The sequence below is a fragment of the Nioella ostreopsis genome (assembly GCF_004000255.1).
Classification (GTDB): Bacteria; Pseudomonadota; Alphaproteobacteria; order Rhodobacterales; family Rhodobacteraceae; genus Nioella; species Nioella ostreopsis.
Genome location: NZ_RCIQ01000006.1, coordinates 12,847 through 34,125, shown reverse-complemented (window position 1 = coordinate 34,125; position 21,279 = coordinate 12,847). Strand labels below are relative to the sequence as shown.

Annotated in this window: 21 protein-coding genes; 4 read left to right on the top strand and 17 right to left on the bottom strand. The window is 65.2% G+C overall.

The genetic code is table 11. The features are described 5' to 3' along the window. Positions 1-3: 3 nt before the first annotated feature. Both EP237_RS08245 and EP237_RS08240 read left to right on the top strand, forming a co-directional pair. The gene (locus tag EP237_RS08245; protein WP_127560011.1) at positions 4-1,434 is read left to right on the top strand and encodes an alkaline phosphatase D family protein; all 1,431 of its coding nucleotides are present in this window, start codon (positions 4-6) and stop codon (positions 1,432-1,434) included. 42 nt (positions 1,435-1,476) lie between these two features. Beyond that, positions 1,477-2,169 carry a M48 family metalloprotease gene (locus EP237_RS08240; protein ID WP_127560304.1) on the top strand — a complete coding sequence of 231 codons (693 nt, stop codon included), beginning with the start codon at positions 1,477-1,479 and terminating at the stop codon, positions 2,167-2,169. 162 nt (positions 2,170-2,331) lie between these two features. Here EP237_RS08240 and EP237_RS08235 read toward each other — a convergent pair whose 3' ends face one another. The 17 genes from EP237_RS08235 to EP237_RS08155 all read right to left on the bottom strand — a co-directional run bounded on the left by EP237_RS08235 (position 2,332) and on the right by EP237_RS08155 (position 19,084). Continuing rightward, positions 2,332-2,880, bottom strand: coding sequence for an RSP_2648 family PIN domain-containing protein (locus EP237_RS08235; RefSeq protein ID WP_127560009.1), 549 nt, complete (start codon positions 2,878-2,880; stop codon positions 2,332-2,334). Then, complete coding sequence (locus EP237_RS08230) at positions 2,877-4,079, bottom strand: RSP_2647 family RNA methyltransferase (RefSeq protein WP_127560007.1); 1,203 nt, start codon at positions 4,077-4,079, stop codon at positions 2,877-2,879. Before EP237_RS08230 ends, EP237_RS08235 begins: the two co-directional genes overlap by 4 nt. 38 nt (positions 4,080-4,117) lie before the next feature. Beyond that, positions 4,118-4,741, bottom strand: a complete 624-nt coding sequence (locus EP237_RS08225) for a DUF6778 family protein (RefSeq protein ID WP_127560005.1) — start codon at positions 4,739-4,741, stop codon at positions 4,118-4,120. 173 nt (positions 4,742-4,914) lie between these two features. Continuing rightward, entirely contained in the window at positions 4,915-5,739 is an 825-nt protein-coding gene (locus EP237_RS08220) for a fumarylacetoacetate hydrolase family protein (RefSeq protein ID WP_127560003.1), read from the bottom strand. 55 nt (positions 5,740-5,794) lie between these two features. Then, entirely contained in the window at positions 5,795-6,769 is a 975-nt protein-coding gene (locus tag EP237_RS08215; RefSeq protein ID WP_127560001.1) for a FliM/FliN family flagellar motor switch protein, read from the bottom strand. A 63-nt stretch (positions 6,770-6,832) separates the two neighbouring features. Next, positions 6,833-9,514, bottom strand: a complete 2,682-nt coding sequence (locus EP237_RS08210; protein WP_127559999.1) for a sensor histidine kinase — start codon at positions 9,512-9,514, stop codon at positions 6,833-6,835. Then, positions 9,514-9,798 (bottom strand): hypothetical protein, encoded by a 285-nt coding sequence (locus tag EP237_RS23095; protein ID WP_164744659.1) that lies wholly within the window; start codon positions 9,796-9,798, stop codon positions 9,514-9,516. Before EP237_RS23095 ends, EP237_RS08210 begins: the two co-directional genes overlap by 1 nt. Beyond that, complete coding sequence (locus tag EP237_RS08200) at positions 9,795-10,181, bottom strand: response regulator transcription factor (RefSeq protein ID WP_127559997.1); 387 nt, start codon at positions 10,179-10,181, stop codon at positions 9,795-9,797. The genes EP237_RS23095 and EP237_RS08200 overlap by 4 nt, the downstream gene beginning before the upstream one ends. A gap of 92 nt (positions 10,182-10,273) precedes the next feature. Beyond that, positions 10,274-11,605, bottom strand: coding sequence for a short-chain fatty acyl-CoA regulator family protein (locus tag EP237_RS08195; protein WP_240661575.1), 1,332 nt, complete (start codon positions 11,603-11,605; stop codon positions 10,274-10,276). A gap of 75 nt (positions 11,606-11,680) precedes the next feature. Continuing rightward, the gene (locus EP237_RS08190) at positions 11,681-11,989 is read right to left on the bottom strand and encodes an EthD family reductase (protein ID WP_127559994.1); all 309 of its coding nucleotides are present in this window, start codon (positions 11,987-11,989) and stop codon (positions 11,681-11,683) included. A 175-nt stretch (positions 11,990-12,164) separates the two neighbouring features. Further along, entirely contained in the window at positions 12,165-13,148 is a 984-nt protein-coding gene (locus EP237_RS08185; protein WP_127559992.1) for an ABC transporter substrate-binding protein, read from the bottom strand. Positions 13,149-13,183: 35 nt separating this feature from the next. Further along, on the bottom strand, positions 13,184-14,140 hold the full coding sequence (locus EP237_RS08180) for an ABC transporter permease (RefSeq protein ID WP_127559990.1): 957 nt from the start codon (positions 14,138-14,140) through the stop codon (positions 13,184-13,186). Beyond that, positions 14,137-15,129, bottom strand: coding sequence for an ABC transporter permease (locus EP237_RS08175; protein WP_127559988.1), 993 nt, complete (start codon positions 15,127-15,129; stop codon positions 14,137-14,139). Before EP237_RS08175 ends, EP237_RS08180 begins: the two co-directional genes overlap by 4 nt. An 89-nt stretch (positions 15,130-15,218) precedes the next feature. Further along, a complete protein-coding gene (locus tag EP237_RS08170; protein WP_127559986.1) occupies positions 15,219-16,004 on the bottom strand; it encodes an ABC transporter ATP-binding protein in 786 nt (261 codons plus the stop codon). 91 nt (positions 16,005-16,095) lie between these two features. Then, positions 16,096-17,559 (bottom strand): dihydropyrimidinase, encoded by a 1,464-nt coding sequence (gene hydA / locus EP237_RS08165; protein ID WP_127559984.1) that lies wholly within the window; start codon positions 17,557-17,559, stop codon positions 16,096-16,098. Positions 17,560-17,585: 26 nt separating this feature from the next. Then, on the bottom strand, positions 17,586-17,837 hold the full coding sequence (locus EP237_RS08160) for a hypothetical protein (protein WP_127559982.1): 252 nt from the start codon (positions 17,835-17,837) through the stop codon (positions 17,586-17,588). Beyond that, the gene (locus EP237_RS08155) at positions 17,834-19,084 is read right to left on the bottom strand and encodes a Zn-dependent hydrolase (RefSeq protein WP_127559979.1); all 1,251 of its coding nucleotides are present in this window, start codon (positions 19,082-19,084) and stop codon (positions 17,834-17,836) included. Before EP237_RS08155 ends, EP237_RS08160 begins: the two co-directional genes overlap by 4 nt. 234 nt (positions 19,085-19,318) lie before the next feature. On the opposite strand from EP237_RS08155, the gene EP237_RS08150 reads away from it, so the two are divergent. Together EP237_RS08150 and EP237_RS08145 are read left to right on the top strand one after the other, a co-directional pair. Then, positions 19,319-19,939, top strand: coding sequence for a TetR family transcriptional regulator C-terminal domain-containing protein (locus EP237_RS08150; protein ID WP_127559977.1), 621 nt, complete (start codon positions 19,319-19,321; stop codon positions 19,937-19,939). A gap of 81 nt (positions 19,940-20,020) precedes the next feature. Further along, a complete protein-coding gene (locus EP237_RS08145; protein WP_127559975.1) occupies positions 20,021-21,226 on the top strand; it encodes an aminotransferase-like domain-containing protein in 1,206 nt (401 codons plus the stop codon). The last annotated feature ends 53 nt before the right edge of the window (positions 21,227-21,279 follow it).

Below are 21,279 nucleotides of genomic sequence, written 5' to 3'. Positions count from 1 at the left end.
ACCATGACCAGCGCTGACCGTATTCTCGGCCCGATCCTCATCCTTGACGATATCCGCGACGGACGGATGCATCTGGCCGCGCTGCTGATCGCGCCCGAGGGGCAGGAGGTGCCCGCGCCGGAAACCGGAGACGGCGCGGCAGAGATGACGCGACTTGCCGATCTGGCCGGTGTGACCGTGCACCGCGCGCGGTTCTCCGTGCCGCTCGACCGGCCCTCCTCTTACCGCTGGAACGGCACCGATTATGCGCTGGCCGGTCTGCCGGAGGGCGGCGGGCGGTTGGCCTTTGTGTCCTGCAATGGCGAGGAACATGGCGATCTCGACCGCGACGGGACGGAGCGCAACGCAATGTGGGCGCGCCTCGGAGCAGAGCATGACGCGCGGCCCTTTTCACTGATCCTGCATGGCGGCGATCAGGTCTATGCGGATGAAGCCACAAACGGCCATCCCCTGTCCGAGGACTGGCCCGACCGCATCCCGCGCGATCCCTCCCGCGCCGATCTGGCCAGTTTGCGCGACCATCTGCGCGCGCGTTTCGCGGATCGCTACATCACGCTCTACAAGGCGCCCGAGTTCGCCTATCTGGCCGCGCGCGTCCCGGCGCTGATGCAGTGGGACGACCATGACATCTGCGATGGCTGGGGGTCGCTGCGCCGCTCGCGCACCTATTCGCCGGTCGGTCAGGCGCTGTTTGACGTGGCACGCGAAGCGGCGCTCCTCTTCCAGCATGGCACGGTGGAGGGCGATCTGCCCGCCCGCTTCCGCGATCAAAGCGGCCTGCATCTGGGCTGGTCGGTCACTGCCCCCGGCCTGCGCCTCCTCGGCCCCGATCTGCGCAGCGAACGCACGCGGCGCGAGGTCATGGGCAAGGGCGGCTGGCAGATGATGGAGGACGAGACCCGCAGCCCCTGCCCCGGCCGCACCCTGGTGATGTCGAGCGTCCCGCTGCTCGGCCCGCGCCTGTCGCTGCTGGAGCTTCTGATGGTGCTGACCCCGCGCATGCAGAAATACGAGGACGATCTGCGCGACCAGTGGCAAAGCCGCGCGCATCGCGAAAGCTGGACGCATATGCTGGAACTGATGGCCCGCATCGCCGATCACGCGGATCAGCAGGTCACGGTGCTGTCGGGAGAGATTCACCTGGCGGCGCGAGGCGAGATGAGCCTGCCAAGCGGCGACACGCTGCACCAGCTGGTGGCCTCGGGCATTTCGCACCGGGCGCCGCCCAAAGCCTGGGCCAAGGTGCTTGGCGCGCTGGCGGCCTTCGGGGAGTCACCGCTGAGAGGCCACAAGATCCGCATGGCGCGCATCCCTGGACAGGCGCAGCGCTATATTGCCGAGCGCAATTACCTTGTGCTGGAAAGGCAGGACGACAACTGGTCGGCGGAATGGGAGTTCGAGGAGGCGGGGCGCAGCCCTGCCCTGCCGATCTGATCCCTTGCCCAATCGCGCGCCACGCCCCATATCTTGCCCATGATCTTGCGCCTGACCCCCATCCTGCTTGCCATCGCCTATGGGCTGGTGATGTACCATTTCTCCGCCTGGCGCACCCGGCGAGAGCTGGATGAACGCTCGACCGAACTGGCCGATCCGGCGCTGAAAGGCGTCATGGACCGGCTGGCCGCGGCGCTGGAGCTGCCGCGCATTCGCGTCAACCTCTATGAGGTGGAGCCGGTGAACGGGCTTGCCGCGCCCGATGGACGGATCTTCCTGACCCGTGGCTTCTACAACCGCTACCGGGCGGGCGAGGTGACCGGCGAGGAACTGGCCAGCGTCGTCGCCCATGAGCTGGGGCATGTGGCGCTTGGCCATACGCGGCGGCGGATGATCGACTTTTCCGGCCAGAACGCGGTGCGCACGATTCTTGCTTCGGTTCTGGGGCGGTTCCTGCCGGGGCTGGGGCCGATGCTGGCGGGGATGCTGACCTCGCTGGTCGTGGCGCGGATTTCTCGGAGCGATGAATACGAGGCCGATGCCTATGCGGCGGCGCTGATGGTCAAGGCGGGCTTCGGCACCGGGCCGCAAAAGGCGTTGCTGTCGAAGCTGGAAAACCTGACCGGCATGGCCGGACGCGGCGCGCCGGCCTGGCTGATGAGCCATCCCAAGACGCCGGACCGGATCGCCGCCATCGAGGCACTGGAAGCCCGATGGGATGAGGCGCGGGGGTAACGGGGTTTCGCCGCCTACGGCGTCGATCCGAGAGCGGGCCTCGTCAAGCCCCTTCGGGGCCCTCCTCGGCCCGCATTGCCATGGATGCGTGGGGAGGTCTGTGCGGTGCCCGCAGGATGGTGCTGGTTGCAGCGGCTGGACCGCCTTCGGCGAGAGTATTTGTCACCAAGAAGAAGAGAGCGCCTTGCCAAGACGGGGCAGCCGGGCGCGTTTCATCAGCTTGCGCAGGTCCAGCGGTTCGCCCGCAAGGGATTGGGCGGTGGCATGGACCCGGGTCACGGTCTGCGCGACCGGATCGGGATGGTCCTGCCAGAGCCGGTAGAGCAGCGCATCGGGGTGGTGGGCCTGCAGGTTGTGGGGCTGAAGCTCCCGCGCAGGAAAGTCGCGCAGGTTGAGGGTGACGATGCCCTGCGCCTGCCCTTTGATGGCGGTGGCCAGCACATGGATATCGGCGGGGTCGGGCAGCCAGAGCTGCTGTTCGAGATCGGGATCGGCGGGGATCTCCGCATCGGGCCAGCGGGCATTCAGAAGCGCGATCTCGCCTTCCGCGATCACCCCGTCGCCGGGGCTTTGACGGTCCGCCGTGCGCCTCCATTCTTCGGCAATGCGCGCCGACCAGAGCGGCGTGAAGAGACCCTGCCCCGCCACGGCCATCAGGATTTCGCGCAGCACCGTGGGGTAGAGCACGCAGGCGTCGAGGCAAAGCCTCATGGCAGCAGGCGGAAGGCCAGCGCCTTGAGATAGCCGGTGTCGCTGAGCGCCGGGTGCTGCGGATGGTCCGGCCCGGCAAAACCGGTGTGCAGAAGGCGCGGGTCGCGCCCGGCCCGGCCGATGCCGCGCAGGCAGGCCTGGCGGAACTTGCCCAGATCGGCGGCGTGGGAACAGCTGCACAGGATCAGCGAGCCGCCAGGGGCCACAAGCGGCGCGGCAAGGCGCGCGACCCGTTCATAGGCGCGCAAACCTTGCGTCAGCGCCTGTTTCGAGGGGGCGAAGGCCGGCGGGTCGGCGATGACGATGTCGAAGCGCTCGCCCGCTGCCGCCAGATCCTCCATCACCGTAAACGCATCGCCCTGGCGGGTGGCGAAACGATCGGCGCAGCCCATTCGGGTCGCGCCCTCGGTGGCCAGGTCCAGTGCCGGGGTGGAGGCATCGACGCAAAGCGCGCTGTCGGCACCCCCGGCGAGGGTCGCCAGGGCGAAGCCGCCTACATGGGAGAAGACATCGAGCACCCGCGCGCCCTTGGCCATCGCGTGCGCGAAGGCGTGGTTGGGGCGCTGGTCATAGAAGAGGCCGGTCTTCTGCCCGCCCATGACGTCCGCCAGATAGGTGGCACCGTTCATGGTGACGGGAAGCGGCGCGGCGGGGGCGGACCCGAGGAGCAGGCCGCTGTCTTCGGCCAGACCCTCCTGCGCGCGGGCGCGGCCCGATCCGTTCTTGAGGATCGCGGTGGCCCCGGTCAGATCGGCCAGGATCGCGGTCAGATCCTCCAGCCGGTCCTCGATCCAGATCGCATTGGGCTGGACCACCAGCACGTCGCCGAACCGGTCGATGATGAGGCCGGGCAGCGCGTCGCCCTCGGCATGGACAAGCCGGTAGTAAGGCGCATCAAACAGACGCTCGCGCAGGTCGAGCGCAGCGGCCACTTTAGCGCGCAGCCAGTCCGCGTCGATCACGGCAGAAGGGTCACGATCCAGCACCCGGAAGGCGATCTTTGCCTCGACGGAGGCGATGCCGATCGCCAGCGGCTGGCGTTCGCCATCCTCCAGCAGGCACAGGGCACCGGCGGGCACGGCGCGAGAGCGGCGGTCGAGGACAAGTTCATCGGCCCAGGCCCAGGGGTGGCCATGGCGGATGCGGCGGGCGTCGGCCTTGGGTTTCAGGCGCAAAACGGAAATGGGGGGCGTGTTCATACGCCCCCCATATCGGGATTCTCTGGTCTTGGGAACGGTCAGAACACGTATTCTGTGCCCTGCGCGTCAAGCCCGAATTCCTGCCGTGCCCACCCGATGATCTGGCTCTGGATGCGGTCACGCTGATAGATGCCCTCGCGTTCCGCCGCGATGGCGCGGCTGCCGCCATGGGCGCGGAAGGTCAGGTCGACCGGGATCGGACCGGTCAGCGCCGCGCCGGTTTCGGCGTCGCGCACGGTGAACAGGAACTCGATCTCATGCTCGCCGCCGATGGTGTAGCGGGCGCGTTCGGTCAGGGCATGGAAGCGGGTGACTTCCAGCTCGACCGTGACCAGCGTGGTGCCCTCTTCGGCCAGCGGACGCAGGGCGAATTCCATCGCCTCGAAGATCAGCTCCTGCACCTGCTGGTGACGGTCGCCGTCGATGGGGCCTTCGCGCCAGACAATGTCGGAGCGCGGCTTGATCGTGTTGGCTTCCGACACCGTCAGGCTGTCGGGGACCAGAATATTGATTGTCTCCACCTGCCAATCGGCGGCCTCTGCCTGCGCGGCGAGGCCTGACGGCACGGTGATGTTTTGCGTCACGTCCACATGCGGGACGGTGGAACAGGCCGACACGCCCATTGCGGCGAGGCCCAGAAATGCGAGTACGATACGTTTCATGCGTCTTCTCCTGCCAGGATCTCCGGGAATGAATCCCGGGTCCGTTTTTTGGTCATGGGCAGAAGATGGCGTCGAATCTGGGCAGAAACGTGATGCCCTTGCATCTTTGCAAAGGCATTTTTTCATTTATCGACAGGATTTCGTCAAAATGGTTGAACCGGGGGCTCCGGCCCTCAGCCTTGCACCACCTGCATGCGTTGCTGGCCAAGCCCCGCGACCTCCAGCACAACCTCGTCGCCCGCGCGCAGGTAGCGCGGTGGCTTCATCCCCATGCCGACGCCCGCGGGGGTGCCGGTGGCGATGATATCGCCGGGCTGGAAGCTCATGAACTGGCTCAGATGGGCGATGGCCGCGGCCATGGGGAAGATCATGTCGCGCGTGTTGCCGTTCTGCATGAGCTCGCCATTGACGGCGACGCTGAGCGCCACGTTCTGCGGGTCCGCAATCTCGTCCGGGGTCACCAGCCAGGGGCCGACCGGTCCGAACGTGTCGCAGCTCTTGCCCTTGGTGAACTGGCCCGACCGGCGGATCTGGAAATCACGCTCTGACACGTCATTGACGGCCACGAACCCCGCCACATGGTCCAGCACCTGATCGGCGGTGATGTATTTGGCGGGCTTGCCGATGACGACGCCCAGTTCAACCTCCCAATCGGTGCTGACCGAGCCGCGCGGCAGTTCGATCGGGTCATAGGGGCCGGAAATCGCAGAAGTCGCCTTCATGAAGATCATCGGCTCCTCCGGCGGGGTCATGTTGGCCTCTGCCGCGTGGTCGGAATAGTTCAGCCCGATGCAGACCATCTTGCCCACGCCCGCAACCGGCGTGCCGATCCGGGGGGATCCTTCGACCAGCGGGCCATCGGCGGTCAGCTCCGCCAGCCGCCCCAGAACATCGCCCGAGAGGTCAGCGATCTGTCCCGACAGGTCACGCAGATTGCCATCCGCGTCCAGAACGCCCGGCTTTTCGTGGCCCTTGTCGCCATAGCGCAGAAATTTCATCGCCCGTCCTCTTTGATAACTGTCGCGCCCAGAAAGGCGCAACAGGACGGGAAGGTCAAGCCGGTGGCGGGCCTGACCCGGACGTGGCGGCCGGCGATTGTTGAACAGGGTCCGGCGGCGGTTTGGTCGGGGCGGCCGGGCGCAGGCCCGCGCCAGCGGTCAGGTTCACGGCCCGGCGCGTTCCGGCGCGGCCAAGCCGTGCGGAAAACAGCCGCCGTCCCCGCACATCGCAGATGGCGACCGAAGCGAGGTCGGACCGGTCAAAGGGCAGCACGTCCCCCGCTTGCAACCTCTCCACCCTCGACAGCGGCAGGGTCTGGCGCAGCAGCACCGCCTCCAGCATCGCGGGGGCGGCCAGCACGATCTCCTGCCATGGCTGGCCCCATCCCGGCGCGGGGGTATTGCCCTTTGGCGCGGGGTTGTCTGCGCCTGTGACGGGCACTGCCAGCAGAACCGACCCGGTCTTGGCCCCCTCGCCCAGATCCAGCGCCGCCTGAAACAGATGGCAGGGGTGATCGGGCAACAACAGCTCCAGCCCGCGCGGATCGGGCAGATGGGTGCCGTAGGTCAGGCCGAGCGGCCAGTCCACGCCCGCCGCATCCGCCAATTCCCCGGCAAGGGCGCCCAGGAACAACCCGACGAAATCGCGCGTCAGCGCCGCGTCGATCCGGGTGGGCGCGCGGGGCAACCCCGGCCCCTTGTCGACACGGCCCGTGGTCTGCACCTCGATCAGCGCGTCGACGGCCCCGTGATCCAGCGCACAGATCGCGCGGCGATCCTGCCCGGCCTCCAGCAGGCAGACCAGCCCGCCCTCCGGCAGCGCGGCGATCACATCGGCAAGGGGCAGATCCCATCTCGGAGCCTCGGGTTTGGCGGCCAGCGACAACCCCTCATAGGGTGCGCCCGCCTTGCCCAGCGCCCGTGCCAGCGCCGGTTCAACCCCATCCGCGCGCAGCCGCTGCCCCGCGTCACCCCCCTTGGGCGCCCGGATTTTCAGCCTGAGGCCCGGATTGAACCCGTCTGGCGACATGACACTCCTTCCAGTGGGCGGATCGGCCCGCCCCCTTGTCCCACGGGAAGCGTTAAGAAAGCGTCAAGCGGCGCGCAGGGCCCGGCCCGGCAGACGCACCCGGAAGGCGGCCCCGCCCTGCCCCGGCACATAGCTGAGCCGCCCGCCAAGGCGCTGCATGATCTCGCGGCTGATCGCCAGCCCCAGCCCCGCGCCTTGCGCGTCTCGGGTGGTTTCCAGCCGGGTGAACTTCTCGAAAATCAGCGATTGCTGACGCGTCGGAATGCCCGACCCATTGTCAGAGAACTCCACATCCACGCGCCCCGGCTGACGCTGCACGCGGATGCGCAGCTCCGGTTCCTCCGCATCGCAGTATTTCTGGGCGTTGGAGATCAGGTTGATGAACACCTGCGCCAGCCGGTCGCCATCGGTCAGCAGGTCGATCTGTTCAGTCTCCCGGTCGCGGACGATCCTGATCCGCCCGCCCGATTCCATGACACCGGTCGCCGCCTCGGCCTTGTCCAGCACCTCGGCCAGGGTCACGGGGCTTTCATTCAGCGTCACCCGCCCATGTTCGAGAACCGACAGATCCAGCAGGTCGTCCAGCAACCGGGTCAGGCGCATGCTTTCGGTATGGATGATGCGGGAGAATTTCTGCCGGGTCTCGTCTTCCAGCCCCTCGCCCTGCATCAAGAGTTCCGAAAACGCCCGGATCGAGGTCATCGGCGTGCGCAGCTCGTGGCTGATCTGGCTCAGGAACGTGTCCTTCTGCTCGGCCAGTTCGGTCAGTTTCTGGTTCGCCTCGCGCAGCCGCGCGGCGGTGCGGGTCAGTTCCGACGACTGCCGCTCCAGCTGGCTGGAATATTCCATCATCTGCGCGGTTTCATCGGCCACCGCCAGAAGGTCACGGACCGACACGGTCGCGCCCCCGGTGATCTGGTAGACCATGGCATGGGCCGTCGCGGCCCCCACGGACCCCGCCAGTTCGCGTTCCAGCATCTTCAGGAAATCCGGGTTCGGGTCCGGCAGGCTCGCCGCCCGCCCCTGCGCCGCCGCCGCCTGTTGGAAAAGCCGCCCGGCCCGGCCCGTGCCCAGGATCCGCTGCGCCATGATCAACAGGTCATCCGCCGCCGCCGCGCCGCCCTGCCAGCCGGGCGTGGGCGCGGAGTGATCGAACACATTGACGAATTGCGCGCCCTGCAGCCGCTCCATCGGCGAGGGGAAGGTGATCAGCGACACGAAGGTAAAGAGGAACGTGTTGATCCCGAGCGACAGCACCATCGCGGTCAGGAGCGGGTCCGCCCCCCGAATGCCCAGCGGGGTGGAAGGGCGCAGCCAGCCGATCCCGAATGGCCCATGTTCCAGCGTCCCCTGCATCAGCCCCGAGGTCGCCGCATTGGGCATCAACAGAACCCAGGCCCAGATGGCAAAGCCCGCCGCGATCCCGGCCAGGGCGCCCGCCCGCGTCGCCCCACGCCAGAAGATGCCGCCCAGAAGCGCCGGCAGCACCTGGCTCACGCCCAGAAAGGCGATCAGCCCGATCGAGGCCAGCGCCGCCGATCCGCCGGAACTGCGGTAATAGATCAGCCCCAGGAACAGCACTCCGATGATCGACAGCCGCCGCGCCATCAGCGCCACCCGCCGCATGTCGCCCGACATCGGGTCCTCGCCCTTGGTCACCCACAGCCAGATCGGCACGATGATGTGGTTCGACAGCATGGTCGACAGCGCCAGCGCCGCCACGATCACCATCGAGGTGGCCGAGGAAAACCCGCCCAGAAACACCAGAAGCGCCAGCATGTCCTGATCGAAGGCCAAAGGCAGCGTCAGAACGTAAAGGTCCGGGTTTGCGCCCTCGGGCAGCACCTGCAACCCCACCACCGCAATCGGCAGCACGAAAAGGGACATGAGCAACAGATAGAGCGGGAACGCCCATGACGCGGTGGCCAGATGCCCCTCATTGGCGTTTTCCACCACCAGAACCTGAAACATGCGCGGCAGGCACAGGATCGCCGCCGCCGACAATGTGGTCAGCCCCACCCATCTAGCGCCGTTCGATGTCCATTCCGAAATCGGGCTCTCGTCGATCCGCGCGAGGATATCCTCAGGCCCCTCTGCCACGCCCCAGACCACGAAGACCCCCACGGCCAGCAGCGCCGCCAGCTTCACGATGGCCTCCAGCGCGATGGCGGAGACAAGGCCGGGGTGGCGTTCGTTCACATCCAGGCTGCGGGTGCCGAAGATGATCGTGAACAGCGCCAGCCCCCCCGCGACCCAGACTGCCGTGGTGTCGGTGCCAAGGGCCGCGAACTCACCGGGATCGGCAAAGACCGAGAAGGACAGCGTCACCGACTGCAATTGCAGCGCCACATAGGGCGTCGTTCCGATCACCGCCAGAACCGTGACCAGCGCCGCCAGCGCCCCCGACTTGCCGTAGCGGCTGGAAATCATGTCGGCGATCGAGGTGATCCGTTGTGCCCGACCGATCCGGACCATCTTCCGCAGCAGCCAGAACCAGCCGATGAAGACCAGCGTCGGGCCCAGATAGATCGTCATGAACTCCAGCCCCGACCGCGCCGCCGACCCGACCGCGCCGTAAAACGTCCAGGCGGTGGTGTAGATCGACAGTGACAGGGTGTAGACGAAGGGCGAATTCAGCCAGCGCGCACTGCCCTCGGTGGCTTTCTTCTCGGCCAGAAAGGCGATGCCAAAGAGCGCCACCACATAGACAACGCAAATGGCAACCAGACCGTCGAGCGACAGCATCAGCCGCCCTCCGACCCGTCAGCGGGGGGCCAGGCGCCGTCTTCTCCCGGAAAGACCCGGCCAATGGCATAGGACAGGGCCGCCGACAGGATCACCAGCCCGAACCAGACGCCCAGGAAATAGACCAGCCAGCCAGAGGTGCTGCCCCCAACCCCGGTATCGGATGTCAGGATGAAGACCGGCCCGAAGAACAGGAATGCCCCCAGAACCGGGGCCAGCCGCGCCGCATCCTGCAGGCGGTTGCGCCGGTAGGTGCGGCGTTCGAGAAACAGGCGGCGGCTCATGTCCCGGCCTTTTGCCCGCCCGTCGCCACCCTGTTCAGGGTCTCCACCATCTCGGAATTGGAAAAGGGCTTGGTCAGGTAGGCATTGGCCCCAAGCGCCAGGGCAAGATCCCGGTCCTTGGACTGGCCCTTTGCGGTCAGCATCAGAACCGGCAAATCAGAGGTTTCGGGCTGCTTGCGCAGATCGCGCAGAATATCCAGACCGGACCGCCCCGGCAGCATCACATCCAGCACCAGCACATCGGGATCGAGCCGTGCAATCTCGTCCAGCGCCGTCGCGCCATTGCCATGGCCCGAGACCTCCCACCCGTCACGGGACAGAAGGAAGCTGATCGCCTCGAATATGTTGATCTCGTCCTCGACGAGAAGAACGCGGCGCCCCAAGCTGGACCCTCCCTGCCCCGTTTGGATTGGAAACCTAGCTTGCCGATGCCCCGGCCATTGTCAAACACTTGTTGGACCTTCCGAATGTGGCCCTATCCAAAACGCCCCCCGGACCGGCGCGCGGCGCAGGCCTCTCTCGGGCACAGCGCACAGCCCGGCCCGACCGGCACCGCACCGGGGCTGGCGGGCGCATCGTCGGGCAGCGCGCGCAGCAACATCGTGGCCTCCATCACCGGCTCCGACCCGAAGCCCGCAGGGCCAATGGGCTGGCACACAGCCCAAGCGCGAAAGCGGCTGCCATCGGGCAGGTCCAGCACCGCGCTGTCGGGCACCATGGGCCGCCCGAGCGCCCGGTAAAGCGGCCAGAGCGGGCATCCCGACCCATAGCGCGGGATCGAGAAGGCGTTGATGCGTCGGCGGAAAAGCAATGCCCCCGAGGCGTCGCAGGTGGCCAGCCCGAAGGCAGGCACCGCCTCGGCGCCCCCTTGCGGCAAGGCTGCCAGCCGCCGTAGCAGCAGCGCCGCGTCGCCGCCTGCCAGCGGCAACAGGGTCTGCGGATCGAAATCCACCTCCGCCGCCGCGGCCAGCACCTCGGACAGGGGCAGGCGCGCGGCATCCGCCGCATAGCGCGCCAGGTGGCGGGCGGCGAGGTCGCGGGCATCGTCATCGGCCAGCGCCCTCATGCGACCCAGAACTTCGGGAATCGCCGCCACCCCGCCCGCCTCGATCTCGGGGAAATGGTGGCCCGCCAGTTCGAACACCGCTTCCACCTGTTCCTGCGGGGTCGTCAGCGTCTCCGCCCGCGCCCCCTGCCCCTCGAAATGCGCCAGCAATGCCGTGGCTGAGGCCGACAGCCGCTCCGCCTCCTCATGCAGGTTGCGATGGAACCGCCCGCGCCACTGTGCGTCCAGATCAGGCTCGCGCACCAGAATATCCGAGGTCGAGCGAATGGCGGCTACCGTCGACAGAACCTCATGCATGGATTCCGCCAGCACCGGGTCATGGCTCAGCCGGTCCTGCAGGCCTTCGACCGCCGCCTCCAGCGCCGCGATGCGTTTCTGTTGTTCCCCGATCAGCCCGGTCCAGCCCGGAAACCGCCCCGCCAGCTCGTCGATCCGGTCGGTCTCGGCCGGCGGGCCGAAACTGCGCGCCGTATCCCGCGCGGCGGCCTGCAACATGTCCGACAGGGTAGCATCCATGCCTTCGGTCAGGCGAGAGGGCTCCACCTTCAGCGCCCGCGCGAGGTCCAGAACCAGCTTGCCACCAATCTTGCGCTTGTTGTGTTCGATGAGGTTGAGATAGCTCGCCGAAATATCCACCGCCTGCGCCAGATCGCTCTGCCGCATCGCCAGCGCAAGACGCCTCTCGCGAATGCGTGTGCCGGTCAGCGATTGCCGCCGCACCGGATTTTGCCGCTCGCGCATCAGACCTCATCCCTCGGGTTTCACACCGATGGATTAACAGAAAACCCGTTTATTGGCAAAGCCTTGATGGCGGCTTTACAGCGTCGTGCCAATCAGCATGTCAGGCTGTACATTTGTAAAGTTGGGAATGTCCTCCAGCAAGGGCCCCGCCGCGCCAAGCCCGGCCTTCATGGTCGCCTCATCGGGAAACATCAGCGTCGCCACGGCAAAATATCCCGGAGGCGCATCCGGCCCGCCCGCCAGCCCCTTGCTCACCATGGCATCGGCCAGCCCATGCGGCCCCATCACCTTGCCCACCATCGGCAAATGCGTCTCGACGTAATAGTCATAGTCGAATGTCTTGCCCTCACCGGTGGGGTAGATCACCTGAACCGTCATTGCCATCGTTTCGTCCTCCCAAAGAAGGGCAGCCTAGCATGGTTCTGGCGAAACGCCCAATTCCGATCCCTTTCAACCCAATGCCCCGCCGGGCCTGACGCATCGCGTCGCCACGGGCACCAGAATAAAGCGGCGCGGCCCTCGTCAGAGGACCGCGCCACATTTTCGTTGAGGGGCGATGTTACTGGCCAAGCGCCATATCGGTAACGACATGGGTAAAGGCACCCTCGGGCTCCGCCGTGATCACGGGGTCAGAGCCACCGGCCAGCAGCGTATCCACGGTGCGCTGATAGGCGGCCTCGTCCAGACGCCCGTCGGACCCAGCGGTCAGCAGGGCGATCTCGCTCATCATCCGCACCTGATGCGACTCGGTCTGGGCGCCGGTCTCGTCATAATCCAGCACGATCATTGCCGCGTCTTCCGGGTTCTCCTCGGCCCAGTCCCAACCGCGCATCGAGGCGCGCACGAACCGCGCCATACGGTCGACGAATTCCGGGTCTTCCAGGTTCTCTTCCAGCACCCACATGCCATCTTCCAGCGTCGCAACGCCCTGATCCTCATACTGGAAGGTGATCAGGTCATCGGGGCTGACGCCCGCATCCAGCACCTGACCGTATTCGTTATAGGTCATGGTCGAGATGCAGTCCGCCTGCCGCTGCAACAGCGGATCGACATTGAAGCCCTGCTGCAGGACGGTCACGCCTCCCTCGGACCCGTCGGTCGGAATGCCGAGCTGCGACATCCAGCTCAGGAACGGGTATTCATTGCCGAAGAACCAGACGCCGATGGTGTGACCGGCAAGGTCCGCGGGCTCGGTGATGCCCGAATCCGCCCAACAGGTCAGCATCAGGCCAGACCGCGCGAAGGGCTGCGCGATGTTGACCACCGGCAGGCCGCGTTCACGGGCCGCCAGCGCCGAGGGCATCCAGTTCAGCATCACGTCGGCACCGCCACCGGCCAGCACCTGCGGGGGCGCGATATCGGGGCCGCCGGGCTGGATCGTCACGTCGAGCCCTTCTTCCTCGTAATAGCCGTTCTCCAGCGCCACATAATAGCCCGCGAACTGCGCCTGCGTGACCCACTGCAACTGCAGCGTCACCTCGTCGGCCGCAGCCGCGCCGGTCGCAAGGCCAAGGGCCAGCGCCGATGTCATCAGTTTCTTCATTGTCTTACCTCCGAGTGTTGGATCTTTGTTGTCATTTATCGCCCCGCCCTTTGCGACGGGTGCCAGAAGGTGAGCCGTTTCTCAGCCAGCGTCACCAATCCATAAAGCCCCGAGCCCGCCACCGCGGCAACCGCGATCTCCGCCCAGACCATAGCCAGTTCCAGCGTGCCGAACGAGGTCTTGATGCGAAACCCCATGCCGACAATGGGCGAGCCGAAGAATTCCGCCACGATAGCACCAATCAGCGCCAGCGTTGTCGAAACTTTAAGCCCGTTGAAGATGAAGGGCAGCGCGGCGGGCAGGCGCAGCTTGGCAAAGCTCTGCCAGTAACTCGCCGCATAGGTCCGCATCAGGTCGCGCTGCATGGCATCGGTTTCCTTCAACCCCGCCACCGTGTTCACGAGAATGGGGAAGAACACCATGACCACGACGACAGCGGCCTTGGACTGCCAGCCGAAGCCGAACCACATGACCAGAATGGGCGCAGTGCCCACAATCGGCAGCGCCGCGATGAAATTGCCCACCGGCAACAGGCCCCGTTGCAGAAATTGCGACCGGTCCACCGCAATGGCCGTGGCAATGGCCAGCACCGCCCCCATCACATAGCCTGAGAGCGCGCCCTTCACGACGGTCTGCACGAAATCGGCCCAAAGCACCGGGCCCGACGTGGTGATCGCCTCCCAGATATCCGTGGGCGCCGGCAGGATGACCTGACTGATATCGAAGAGCCGCACGGACATCTGCCACAGCACCAGCAGCGTGATGCCGAAAAGGGTGGGCACGACGAAGCGTCGTCCCGGGCTGCCGCTTTCGGTCAGCACGATGTTCAGCCCCCAGGCCGCCAGCCACACCGCCAGCACCAGGCCCAACCGCCAATCCAGCAGCGCCCCCGCCCCGGCAAGGGCCACAGCACCCGCCACGGGCGCAAGAAAGCTCTTCGAAGAGCTTTGCAAATTCCTTCCAAGGAATTTCCCCGCCTGTGTCCCGCTCATCGCACCAATCCCAACCGAGTCAGCGTCCGTTTCTCAACCGCCCCGATCAACCAGACCAGCAACGCCGCGCAGATCGCCGCCATGAACAGCGCCGCCCAGATCTGTACGGTCTGCCCGTAATAGCTGCCGGTCAGCAGCCGCGATCCAAGCCCGAACCGTGCGCCCGTCGGCAATTCCGCCACGATGGTGCCGACCAAAGCCGCGGCGATGCCGATCTTCAGCGAGGCAAAGAGATACGGCAGAGAGCTCGGCAGACGCAGTTTCCAGAATTCCTGCGCGCCGCTGGCCGAATAGGTGCGCAACAGGTCGAGGTCCATCGCCCCCGGACTGCGCAACCCCTTCACCATGCCGACCACGACCGGGAAAAAGCTGAGATAGCTGGAGATCAGCGATTTCGGCAGCAGCCCCTGGATGCCGACCGCGTTCAGTACCACGATCACCATCGGTGCAATCGCGAGAATGGGGATGGTCTGCGACGCAATCGCCCAGGGCATCACGCTCAGATCCATCGTCCGGTTATAAACGATCCCCACGGCCAGCAGCACGCCTAACCCGGTGCCAATGGCAAAGCCGAGCAGAGTCGGCGCCAGCGTCTGCCAGGCGTGGAAGATCAGCGACCGGCGGTTCTCGATCACGCGCAGGCAGCCATCCGACAGCGGCGACCAGTTGTCCCGCTCGCCCCCGAACCCCTGCCATTCGCAATTGCGCGCCAGCCCGATCGTGTTTTCATAGATCTCCACCACCACCGCCTGCGGTTGCGGCAGGCGCGGGCGTTCGAAGCTGAGCGCCGCGGGCATAACCGAGGGATTGTCCAGCATCAGCCGGATCAGCCCGGTCTGCCCCTGCTCATCGGGCGTCGCCGGAGTCACATCCGCCCCGCCCCGCGTCGCGGCATCGAGCGCGAGGCGAAAGTTCATCGGCGCGACCGCGAGATACCAGACCCCGAGCAGCACCGCGACCACGGTCAGGATCGGCAGCACATTACGCATGACCCGCCCCCGTCGCCATTTGTCTGCACGCCCGGTGCACGGGGGGTGTACAGGGGGTGTACGGGGGGCACCCCCCCATTTTCAGCGCCTCAATCGTCATAGGCATGACCGGCACGCAGCCCCTCCCGCACCCGGTGGGCGATCTCCAGAAACTCCGGTGTGTCGCGGATATCGAGGGGGCGTTCCTTGGGCAAAGGGCTGTCGATAATGTCGGTGATCCGCCCCGGACGCGGGCTCATCACCACGATCTTGGTCGAGAGATACACGGCCTCAGGGATCGAATGGGTGACGAAGCCGATGGTCTTGTTCGTGCGCGCCCAAAGCTGCAAAAGCTGCTCATTCAGATGGTCGCGCACGATCTCGTCAAGCGCCCCGAACGGCTCGTCCATCAGCAGGATATCGGCATCGAAGGCCAGCGCCCGCGCAATGCTGGCCCGCTGCTGCATCCCACCCGACAGCTGCCAGGGATATTTCTTTCCAAACCCTTCAAGATCAACGAGTTCCAGGACGTTCTTCACGCGGGATTCCTGATCCGCGCGGCTATATCCCATGATCTCAAGGGGCAGCTTGATATTGCCCGCGATGGTGCGCCAGGGGTACAGCCCGGCGGCCTGAAAGACATAGCCATAGGCGCGATTCCGGCGCGCTTCATCGGGCGTCATCCCGTTCACGCTCAGGCCGCCGCCCGTCGGCGTCTCCAGCGCCGCGATACAGCGCAGGAAGGTGGTCTTGCCGCAGCCCGAGGGTCCGATGAAGCTGACGAATTCGCCCTTGTCGATCTCCAGGTCGACATCCTTCAACGCATGTACGGGGCCGTCATTCGTCTCGAAGACGAGGTTGAGGCCCTCGGCCTTGATCACAGTGTCCTGGCTCACACCTATTCCCTTTGGCTGCCCGGTTTTGCCCGGTTCCGGCTTATTGAACCGCTCCGGGAAACCCCCGGAGCGGATTGTTTTCAAACGATAATCAGATCCCCGCCGGGATGTTCAGCGGATCGCGCTGGATCATCTTGGGCGCGGTCAGCGCCTTCCATTTCGACAGCGCCTCATGCGCCGAGGGGAAGGCCGGGCGCGGCACGAACCGGCCCCGACCGGGCTGCGGCTGGCTGTTCTGACCCCAGGCCCAGATGACCTCGCCCCGGCTCAGCGTATAACGCGCCTGCGCCTTGACCTCGAAGCCTTCGAAGACGTTGTAATCGAGGATCGAATGGTGGTTCGAGGCGCTGATCGTCTTCGAAATCTTGGGGTCCCAGACCACGATATCGGCATCTGCCCCTTCGACGATGGCGCCCTTTTTCGGGTATATATTCAAGATCTTGGCGACATTCGTTGAAGTGGCTGCGACAAACTCGTTCGGAGTCAGGCGGCCGGTTTCGACGCCCTCTGTCCAGAGCACGGCAAGCCGTTCCTCCAGCCCGTTCGACCCGTTGGGAATGATCCGGAAGTCGTCACGTCCGGCGCGTTTCTGCTCGGTGTTGAAGGCGGCGTGGTCGGTGGCCACGACCTGCAGGCTGCCCGCCTGAAGCCCGGCCCAGAGGCTGTCCTGATGGTCCTTCGACCGGAACGGCGGGCTCATCACCCGGCGCGCGGCGTGGTCCCAGTCCTTGTTGAAATACTCGGTTTCATCAAGTGTTAGGAATTGTATGAGAGGCTCGCCGTAAACGCGCATACCCTTCTGCCGCGCCCGGCGGATCGCCTCATGCGCCTGCTCACAGGAGACATGCACGATGTAGAGAGGCACACCCGCCGCATCGGCGATGGTAATGGCGCGGTTCGCGGCCTCGCCTTCAAATTCGGGCGGGCGGGAATAGGCATGACCCTCAGGCCCGGTGATCCCCTGCGCGATCATCTGTTCCTGCATATCGGCCACGAGGTCGCCGTTTTCCGCATGGACCATGGGCAGCGCGCCCAGTTCCTTGCAGCGCTTGAACGAGGCGAACATCTCGTCATCCTCGATCATCAGCGCGCCCTTGTAGGCCATGAAATGCTTGAAGGAGTTCACGCCCATATCGACCGCGTCCTTCATCTCGTTGAAGACGCTTTCGTTCCAGCCGGTGACGGCCATGTGATAGCCGATATCGGCACAAATCTGCGGGGCCGATTTGCGGTGCCATTCATGGATCGCGTTCTTGATCGACCCGTCCGCGCCGGGCAGGCAGAAATCGACCAGCATCGTGGTACCGCCACAGGCCGCCGCCCAGGTGCCGGTCTCGAACGTTTCGGCCGCCGTAGTGCCCATGAAGGGCATCTCCAGATGCGTATGCGGGTCGATGCCGCCGGGGATCACATAGGCCCCGTCCGCGTCGATATATTCATCGCCCTTCAGATCCTCGCCGATCTGCTTAATGGTCTCGTCCTCGATCAGCACATCGGCCTTCCAGGTGCGGTCCGCAGTACAGACCGTGCCGCCTTTGATGACTTTCGTGGTCATGGTGTTGTCTCCCTGTTTGCGTCAGATCAGGTGCAGATCGGGACGCTTTCGATGTCACGCACCGGCACCCAGACCGTTTCCAGCGGGCCGTGGCGCAGGTACCAGTAGCAGCCGTCGACGGTGCCTTGCTGAATCTCCTGCACCGGGGTTCCGGGCGGCACGCGGTTCCAGACCGCCTGCGGCACCTGATCCCGGCTGGTGGGGGTGATCCCGGTATTCACGCAGCCGCCAAGGGCCGTCAGAGCCACAATCCCGGCAACGATCAGTCTTGAATTCATTCAACAATCTCCGCGGTTTCCACGACAGCGTGGAAGAGAACATTCGCGCCGGCCTCTGCCCATTCCGGGCTGATTTCCTCGGCCTCGTTATGGCTGAGGCCGTCGACGCAGGGGCACATGATCATCGCCGTGGGGGCCACGTCGTTGATCCAGCATGCATCGTGGCCCGCGCCAGAGACAATGTCCATATGGCTGTAGCCGAGCCGTTTGGCCGCATCGCGCACCGCAGAGACGCATCCCTCGTCGAAGGCGGGCGGATCGAACTGGCCGACAATCTCGCACTCGAAGCTCACGCCGATCTCTTCGCACAGCTTCGGCGCCCGCTCCATCAGTTCGGCCACCATGGCGTTGAGCTTGTCCAGAAGGTGGGTGCGCATGTCGACGGTGAAGACGACCTTGCCGGGAATGATGTTGCGACTGTTGGGGTAGACGTCGATATGACCGATGGCGCCCACGGCATTGGGCTGGTTCTTCATCGCAATCTCATGCACCAGTTCGGTGATCAGCGCCAATCCACGTCCCGCATTCTTGCGCATCGACATCGGCGTCGATCCGGTGTGGCTTTCCTTGCCCGTCACGGTGCATTCGATCCAGCGCAGCCCCTGCCCGTGGGTGACAACGCCGATATCTTTGCCCTCGGCCTCGAGAATTGGGCCCTGCTCGATATGCAGCTCGAACATCGCGTGCATCTTGCGGTCGCCTACCTTTTCCTCGCCTTTCCAGCCGATGCGTTCCAGTTCATCGCCGAAGCGTTTGCCCTCGGCATCGACCCGGTCATAGGCCCAATCGCGACCATGCTTGCCCGCGAAAACGCCCGAGGCCAGCATGGCGGGCGCAAAGCGTGTGCCTTCCTCGTTGGTCCAGTTGACCAGCACGATCGGGTGTTTCGTCTTGATGCCAAGGTCGTTCATGGTCCGGAACGCCTCCAGCCCGCCAAGAACGCCCAGAACCCCGTCATACTTGCCGCCCGTGGGCTGCGTATCGAGGTGACTGCCCATATAGACCGGCAGCGCGTCGGGGTCGGTGCCCTCGCGCCGGGCGAACATGTTGCCCATTTCGTCCAGCCCCATGGAACAGCCCGCCGCCTCGCACCACTGCTGAAACAGGGCGCGGCCCTTGGCATCGTCATCGGTCAGGGTCTGCCGGTTGTTGCCGCCCGCGATACCGGGGCCGATCTTGGCCATCTCCATCAGGCTGTCCCAAAGACGCGCGCCGTTGATCTTGAGGTTTTCGCCGGGGGCGGACATTGTGGCTCTCCCTGTCATGCGGACCGGATGCGTGCCCGGGCCTGTTCATTCCTGTTTTGACCAACTGGTCAAGAACACGCTATCAAAGGGATAGGACCAGTCAAGATTTTGCACCCAAAGGATTGGCATTCGCGGGCCAAATAGGCGAAAAACCTGTTTCTTGCGGGTCTTGGCGGCGCTGTTGGAACCGTCTATCGCAAGGGTTCGGCCCGAAACCGCAGGAATGTGATGCTGATGACCGTTAAAGTTCAACCGCCCAAGACCCGCATTCAGCGCAAGAACACGCAGGCGATTCTCGACGCGGCGCTGGAGGTGTTCTCGCGTCAGGGCTTCCGCGGCGCGACGCTGGACCAGATCGCCGCCGAGGCAGGGCTGTCGAAACCGAACCTGCTGTATTATTTCCCTTCGAAAGAGGCCATTCATGTCAGCCTGCTGACCGAACTGATGACCACATGGCTCGACCCGCTGCGCGATCTGGACCCGGAGGGCGAGCCGGTCGAGGAACTGATGACCTATGTACGCCGCAAGCTGGAGATGAGCCGCGATTTTCCCCGCGAAAGCCGTCTCTTCGCCAATGAGATCATCCAGGGCGCGCCACGGATGATCGGCGCGCTGGAGGGAGAGCTGCGCGAGCTGGTCGAGGAGAAATCCGCCGTCATCCGCGACTGGATCGCTGCCGGAAAGATCGCCGATCTCGACCCGCATCACCTGCTCTTTTCCATATGGGCGCTGACCCAGCATTACGCGGATTTCGACGTGCAGGTGCGCGCGGTGCTGGGGCCGGGGCACGATCCGCTGGCCGAAGCGGGCAGTTTCCTGGATGGGCTGTTTACCAGGTTGCTCCGGCCCGAATAGGTCCGCATCGGCCTTTTAGGTCAATCTTGTTGACTTATTTTTCGGCGCGCGTAGGCTCCTCGGTCGAGGAGGATCCCGCCCATGAGTCTCGCACCCCATTTCGCCACCCGGACGACCCGCATGAAAGCATCGGAAATCCGGGAGTTGCTGAAACTGCTGGACCGCCCCGGCATCCTGTCTTTCGCGGGCGGCATCCCGGATGCGGCGCTGTTTCCCAAGGCCGAGTTTGCCGCCGCCTACAGCCAGGTACTGACCGAGGCCCCCAATCAGGCCCTGCAATATTCGGTGTCGGAGGGTTACCTGCCGCTCAGAACCTGGATCGCGGGGGAAATGGCGAAGATCGGCGTCGTCTGCAGGCCGGAGAATGTGCTGATCACCAGCGGCTCGCAGCAGGCTTTGGACTATCTGGGCAAGCTGATGTTGTCGCCCGGCGATACCGCGCTTGTGGGCTGGCCCACCTATATGGGCGCGCTCGGGGCGTTCAATGCCTATGAACCACGCTATGACCGGCTGCATATCCGCACCAATCGCGCGGCTGAAGATTACCGGGCGGCGGCTGAGGCTGAAGGTGGCCGTGTGAAGTTCCTCTACCTCTCGCCCGATTTCGCCAATCCCACGGGCGAAACCGTGGACCGTGAAGGCCGCGAAAAGCTGCTCGATCTGGCCGAGGAGCTGGATTGCATGGTGCTGGAGGACGCCGCCTATCAGAGCTTGCGCTATGACGGCGATCCGGTGCCGCCGATCCTGGCGCTGGAACTGGCTCGAAAAGGTGATCTGGAGGCCTGTCGTACCGTCTATTGTGGCAGCTTTTCCAAGACCTTGTCGCCCGGTCTTCGCGTTGGTTGGGTGGTGGCGGCAAGCCCGGTGATCCAGCAGCTCGTGCTGATGAAACAGGCCGCCGATCTGCACAGCGCGACGATCAACCAGATGGCCATTCACAAGGTGGCCGAGGCCTGTTTCGACGCCCATGTTGACAGGATCCGGGCTGCCTACAGGGCGCGGCGCGATGCGATGCTGGAGGCGCTGGCCCGGCATATGCCAGAAGGCGTGCACTGGACGCGGCCCGAAGGCGGCATGTTCATCTGGCTGACCCTGCCCCGTGGGATGGATGCGGCCGATCTGCTGGCCCGCGCGATCGAAGAAAAGAACCTCGCCTTCGTGCCGGGCCGGGCGTTTCATGCGGATGGAACGGGCGAGAATACGCTACGGCTGGCGTTTTCCTGCGCGGATGGCGCGATGATCGAGGACGGGATGAACCGGCTTGGCGACCTCTTGCGCAGCCTCTGAGCCGGAGCGGGGAAGCCGCTTCGAAGCGGCTTGGGAAAAGCGCATTCGAATGC

What these genes read in the sequence shown, in the direction of transcription:
- EP237_RS08245 (WP_127560011.1), top strand. Translation starts at nt 4, where the DNA reads ATGACCAGCGCTGACCGTATTCTCGGCCCGATCCTCATCCTTGACGAT.
- EP237_RS08235 (WP_127560009.1), bottom strand. Translation starts at nt 2,880, where the DNA reads ATGAGGCTTTGCCTCGACGCCTGCGTGCTCTACCCCACGGTGCTGCGC.
- EP237_RS08230 (WP_127560007.1), bottom strand. Translation starts at nt 4,079, where the DNA reads ATGAACACGCCCCCCATTTCCGTTTTGCGCCTGAAACCCAAGGCCGAC.
- EP237_RS08225 (WP_127560005.1), bottom strand. Translation starts at nt 4,741, where the DNA reads ATGAAACGTATCGTACTCGCATTTCTGGGCCTCGCCGCAATGGGCGTG.
- EP237_RS08220 (WP_127560003.1), bottom strand. Translation starts at nt 5,739, where the DNA reads ATGAAATTTCTGCGCTATGGCGACAAGGGCCACGAAAAGCCGGGCGTT.
- EP237_RS08215 (WP_127560001.1), bottom strand. Translation starts at nt 6,769, where the DNA reads ATGTCGCCAGACGGGTTCAATCCGGGCCTCAGGCTGAAAATCCGGGCG.
- EP237_RS08210 (WP_127559999.1), bottom strand. Translation starts at nt 9,514, where the DNA reads ATGCTGTCGCTCGACGGTCTGGTTGCCATTTGCGTTGTCTATGTGGTG.
- EP237_RS23095 (WP_164744659.1), bottom strand. Translation starts at nt 9,798, where the DNA reads ATGAGCCGCCGCCTGTTTCTCGAACGCCGCACCTACCGGCGCAACCGC.
- EP237_RS08195 (WP_240661575.1), bottom strand. Translation starts at nt 11,605, where the DNA reads ATGCGCGAGCGGCAAAATCCGGTGCGGCGGCAATCGCTGACCGGCACA.
- EP237_RS08190 (WP_127559994.1), bottom strand. Translation starts at nt 11,989, where the DNA reads ATGGCAATGACGGTTCAGGTGATCTACCCCACCGGTGAGGGCAAGACA.
- EP237_RS08185 (WP_127559992.1), bottom strand. Translation starts at nt 13,148, where the DNA reads ATGAAGAAACTGATGACATCGGCGCTGGCCCTTGGCCTTGCGACCGGC.
- EP237_RS08180 (WP_127559990.1), bottom strand. Translation starts at nt 14,140, where the DNA reads ATGAGCGGGACACAGGCGGGGAAATTCCTTGGAAGGAATTTGCAAAGC.
- EP237_RS08175 (WP_127559988.1), bottom strand. Translation starts at nt 15,129, where the DNA reads ATGCGTAATGTGCTGCCGATCCTGACCGTGGTCGCGGTGCTGCTCGGG.
- hydA (WP_127559984.1), bottom strand. Translation starts at nt 17,559, where the DNA reads ATGACCACGAAAGTCATCAAAGGCGGCACGGTCTGTACTGCGGACCGC.
- EP237_RS08160 (WP_127559982.1), bottom strand. Translation starts at nt 17,837, where the DNA reads ATGAATTCAAGACTGATCGTTGCCGGGATTGTGGCTCTGACGGCCCTT.
- EP237_RS08155 (WP_127559979.1), bottom strand. Translation starts at nt 19,084, where the DNA reads ATGTCCGCCCCCGGCGAAAACCTCAAGATCAACGGCGCGCGTCTTTGG.
- EP237_RS08150 (WP_127559977.1), top strand. Translation starts at nt 19,319, where the DNA reads ATGACCGTTAAAGTTCAACCGCCCAAGACCCGCATTCAGCGCAAGAAC.
- EP237_RS08145 (WP_127559975.1), top strand. Translation starts at nt 20,021, where the DNA reads ATGAGTCTCGCACCCCATTTCGCCACCCGGACGACCCGCATGAAAGCA.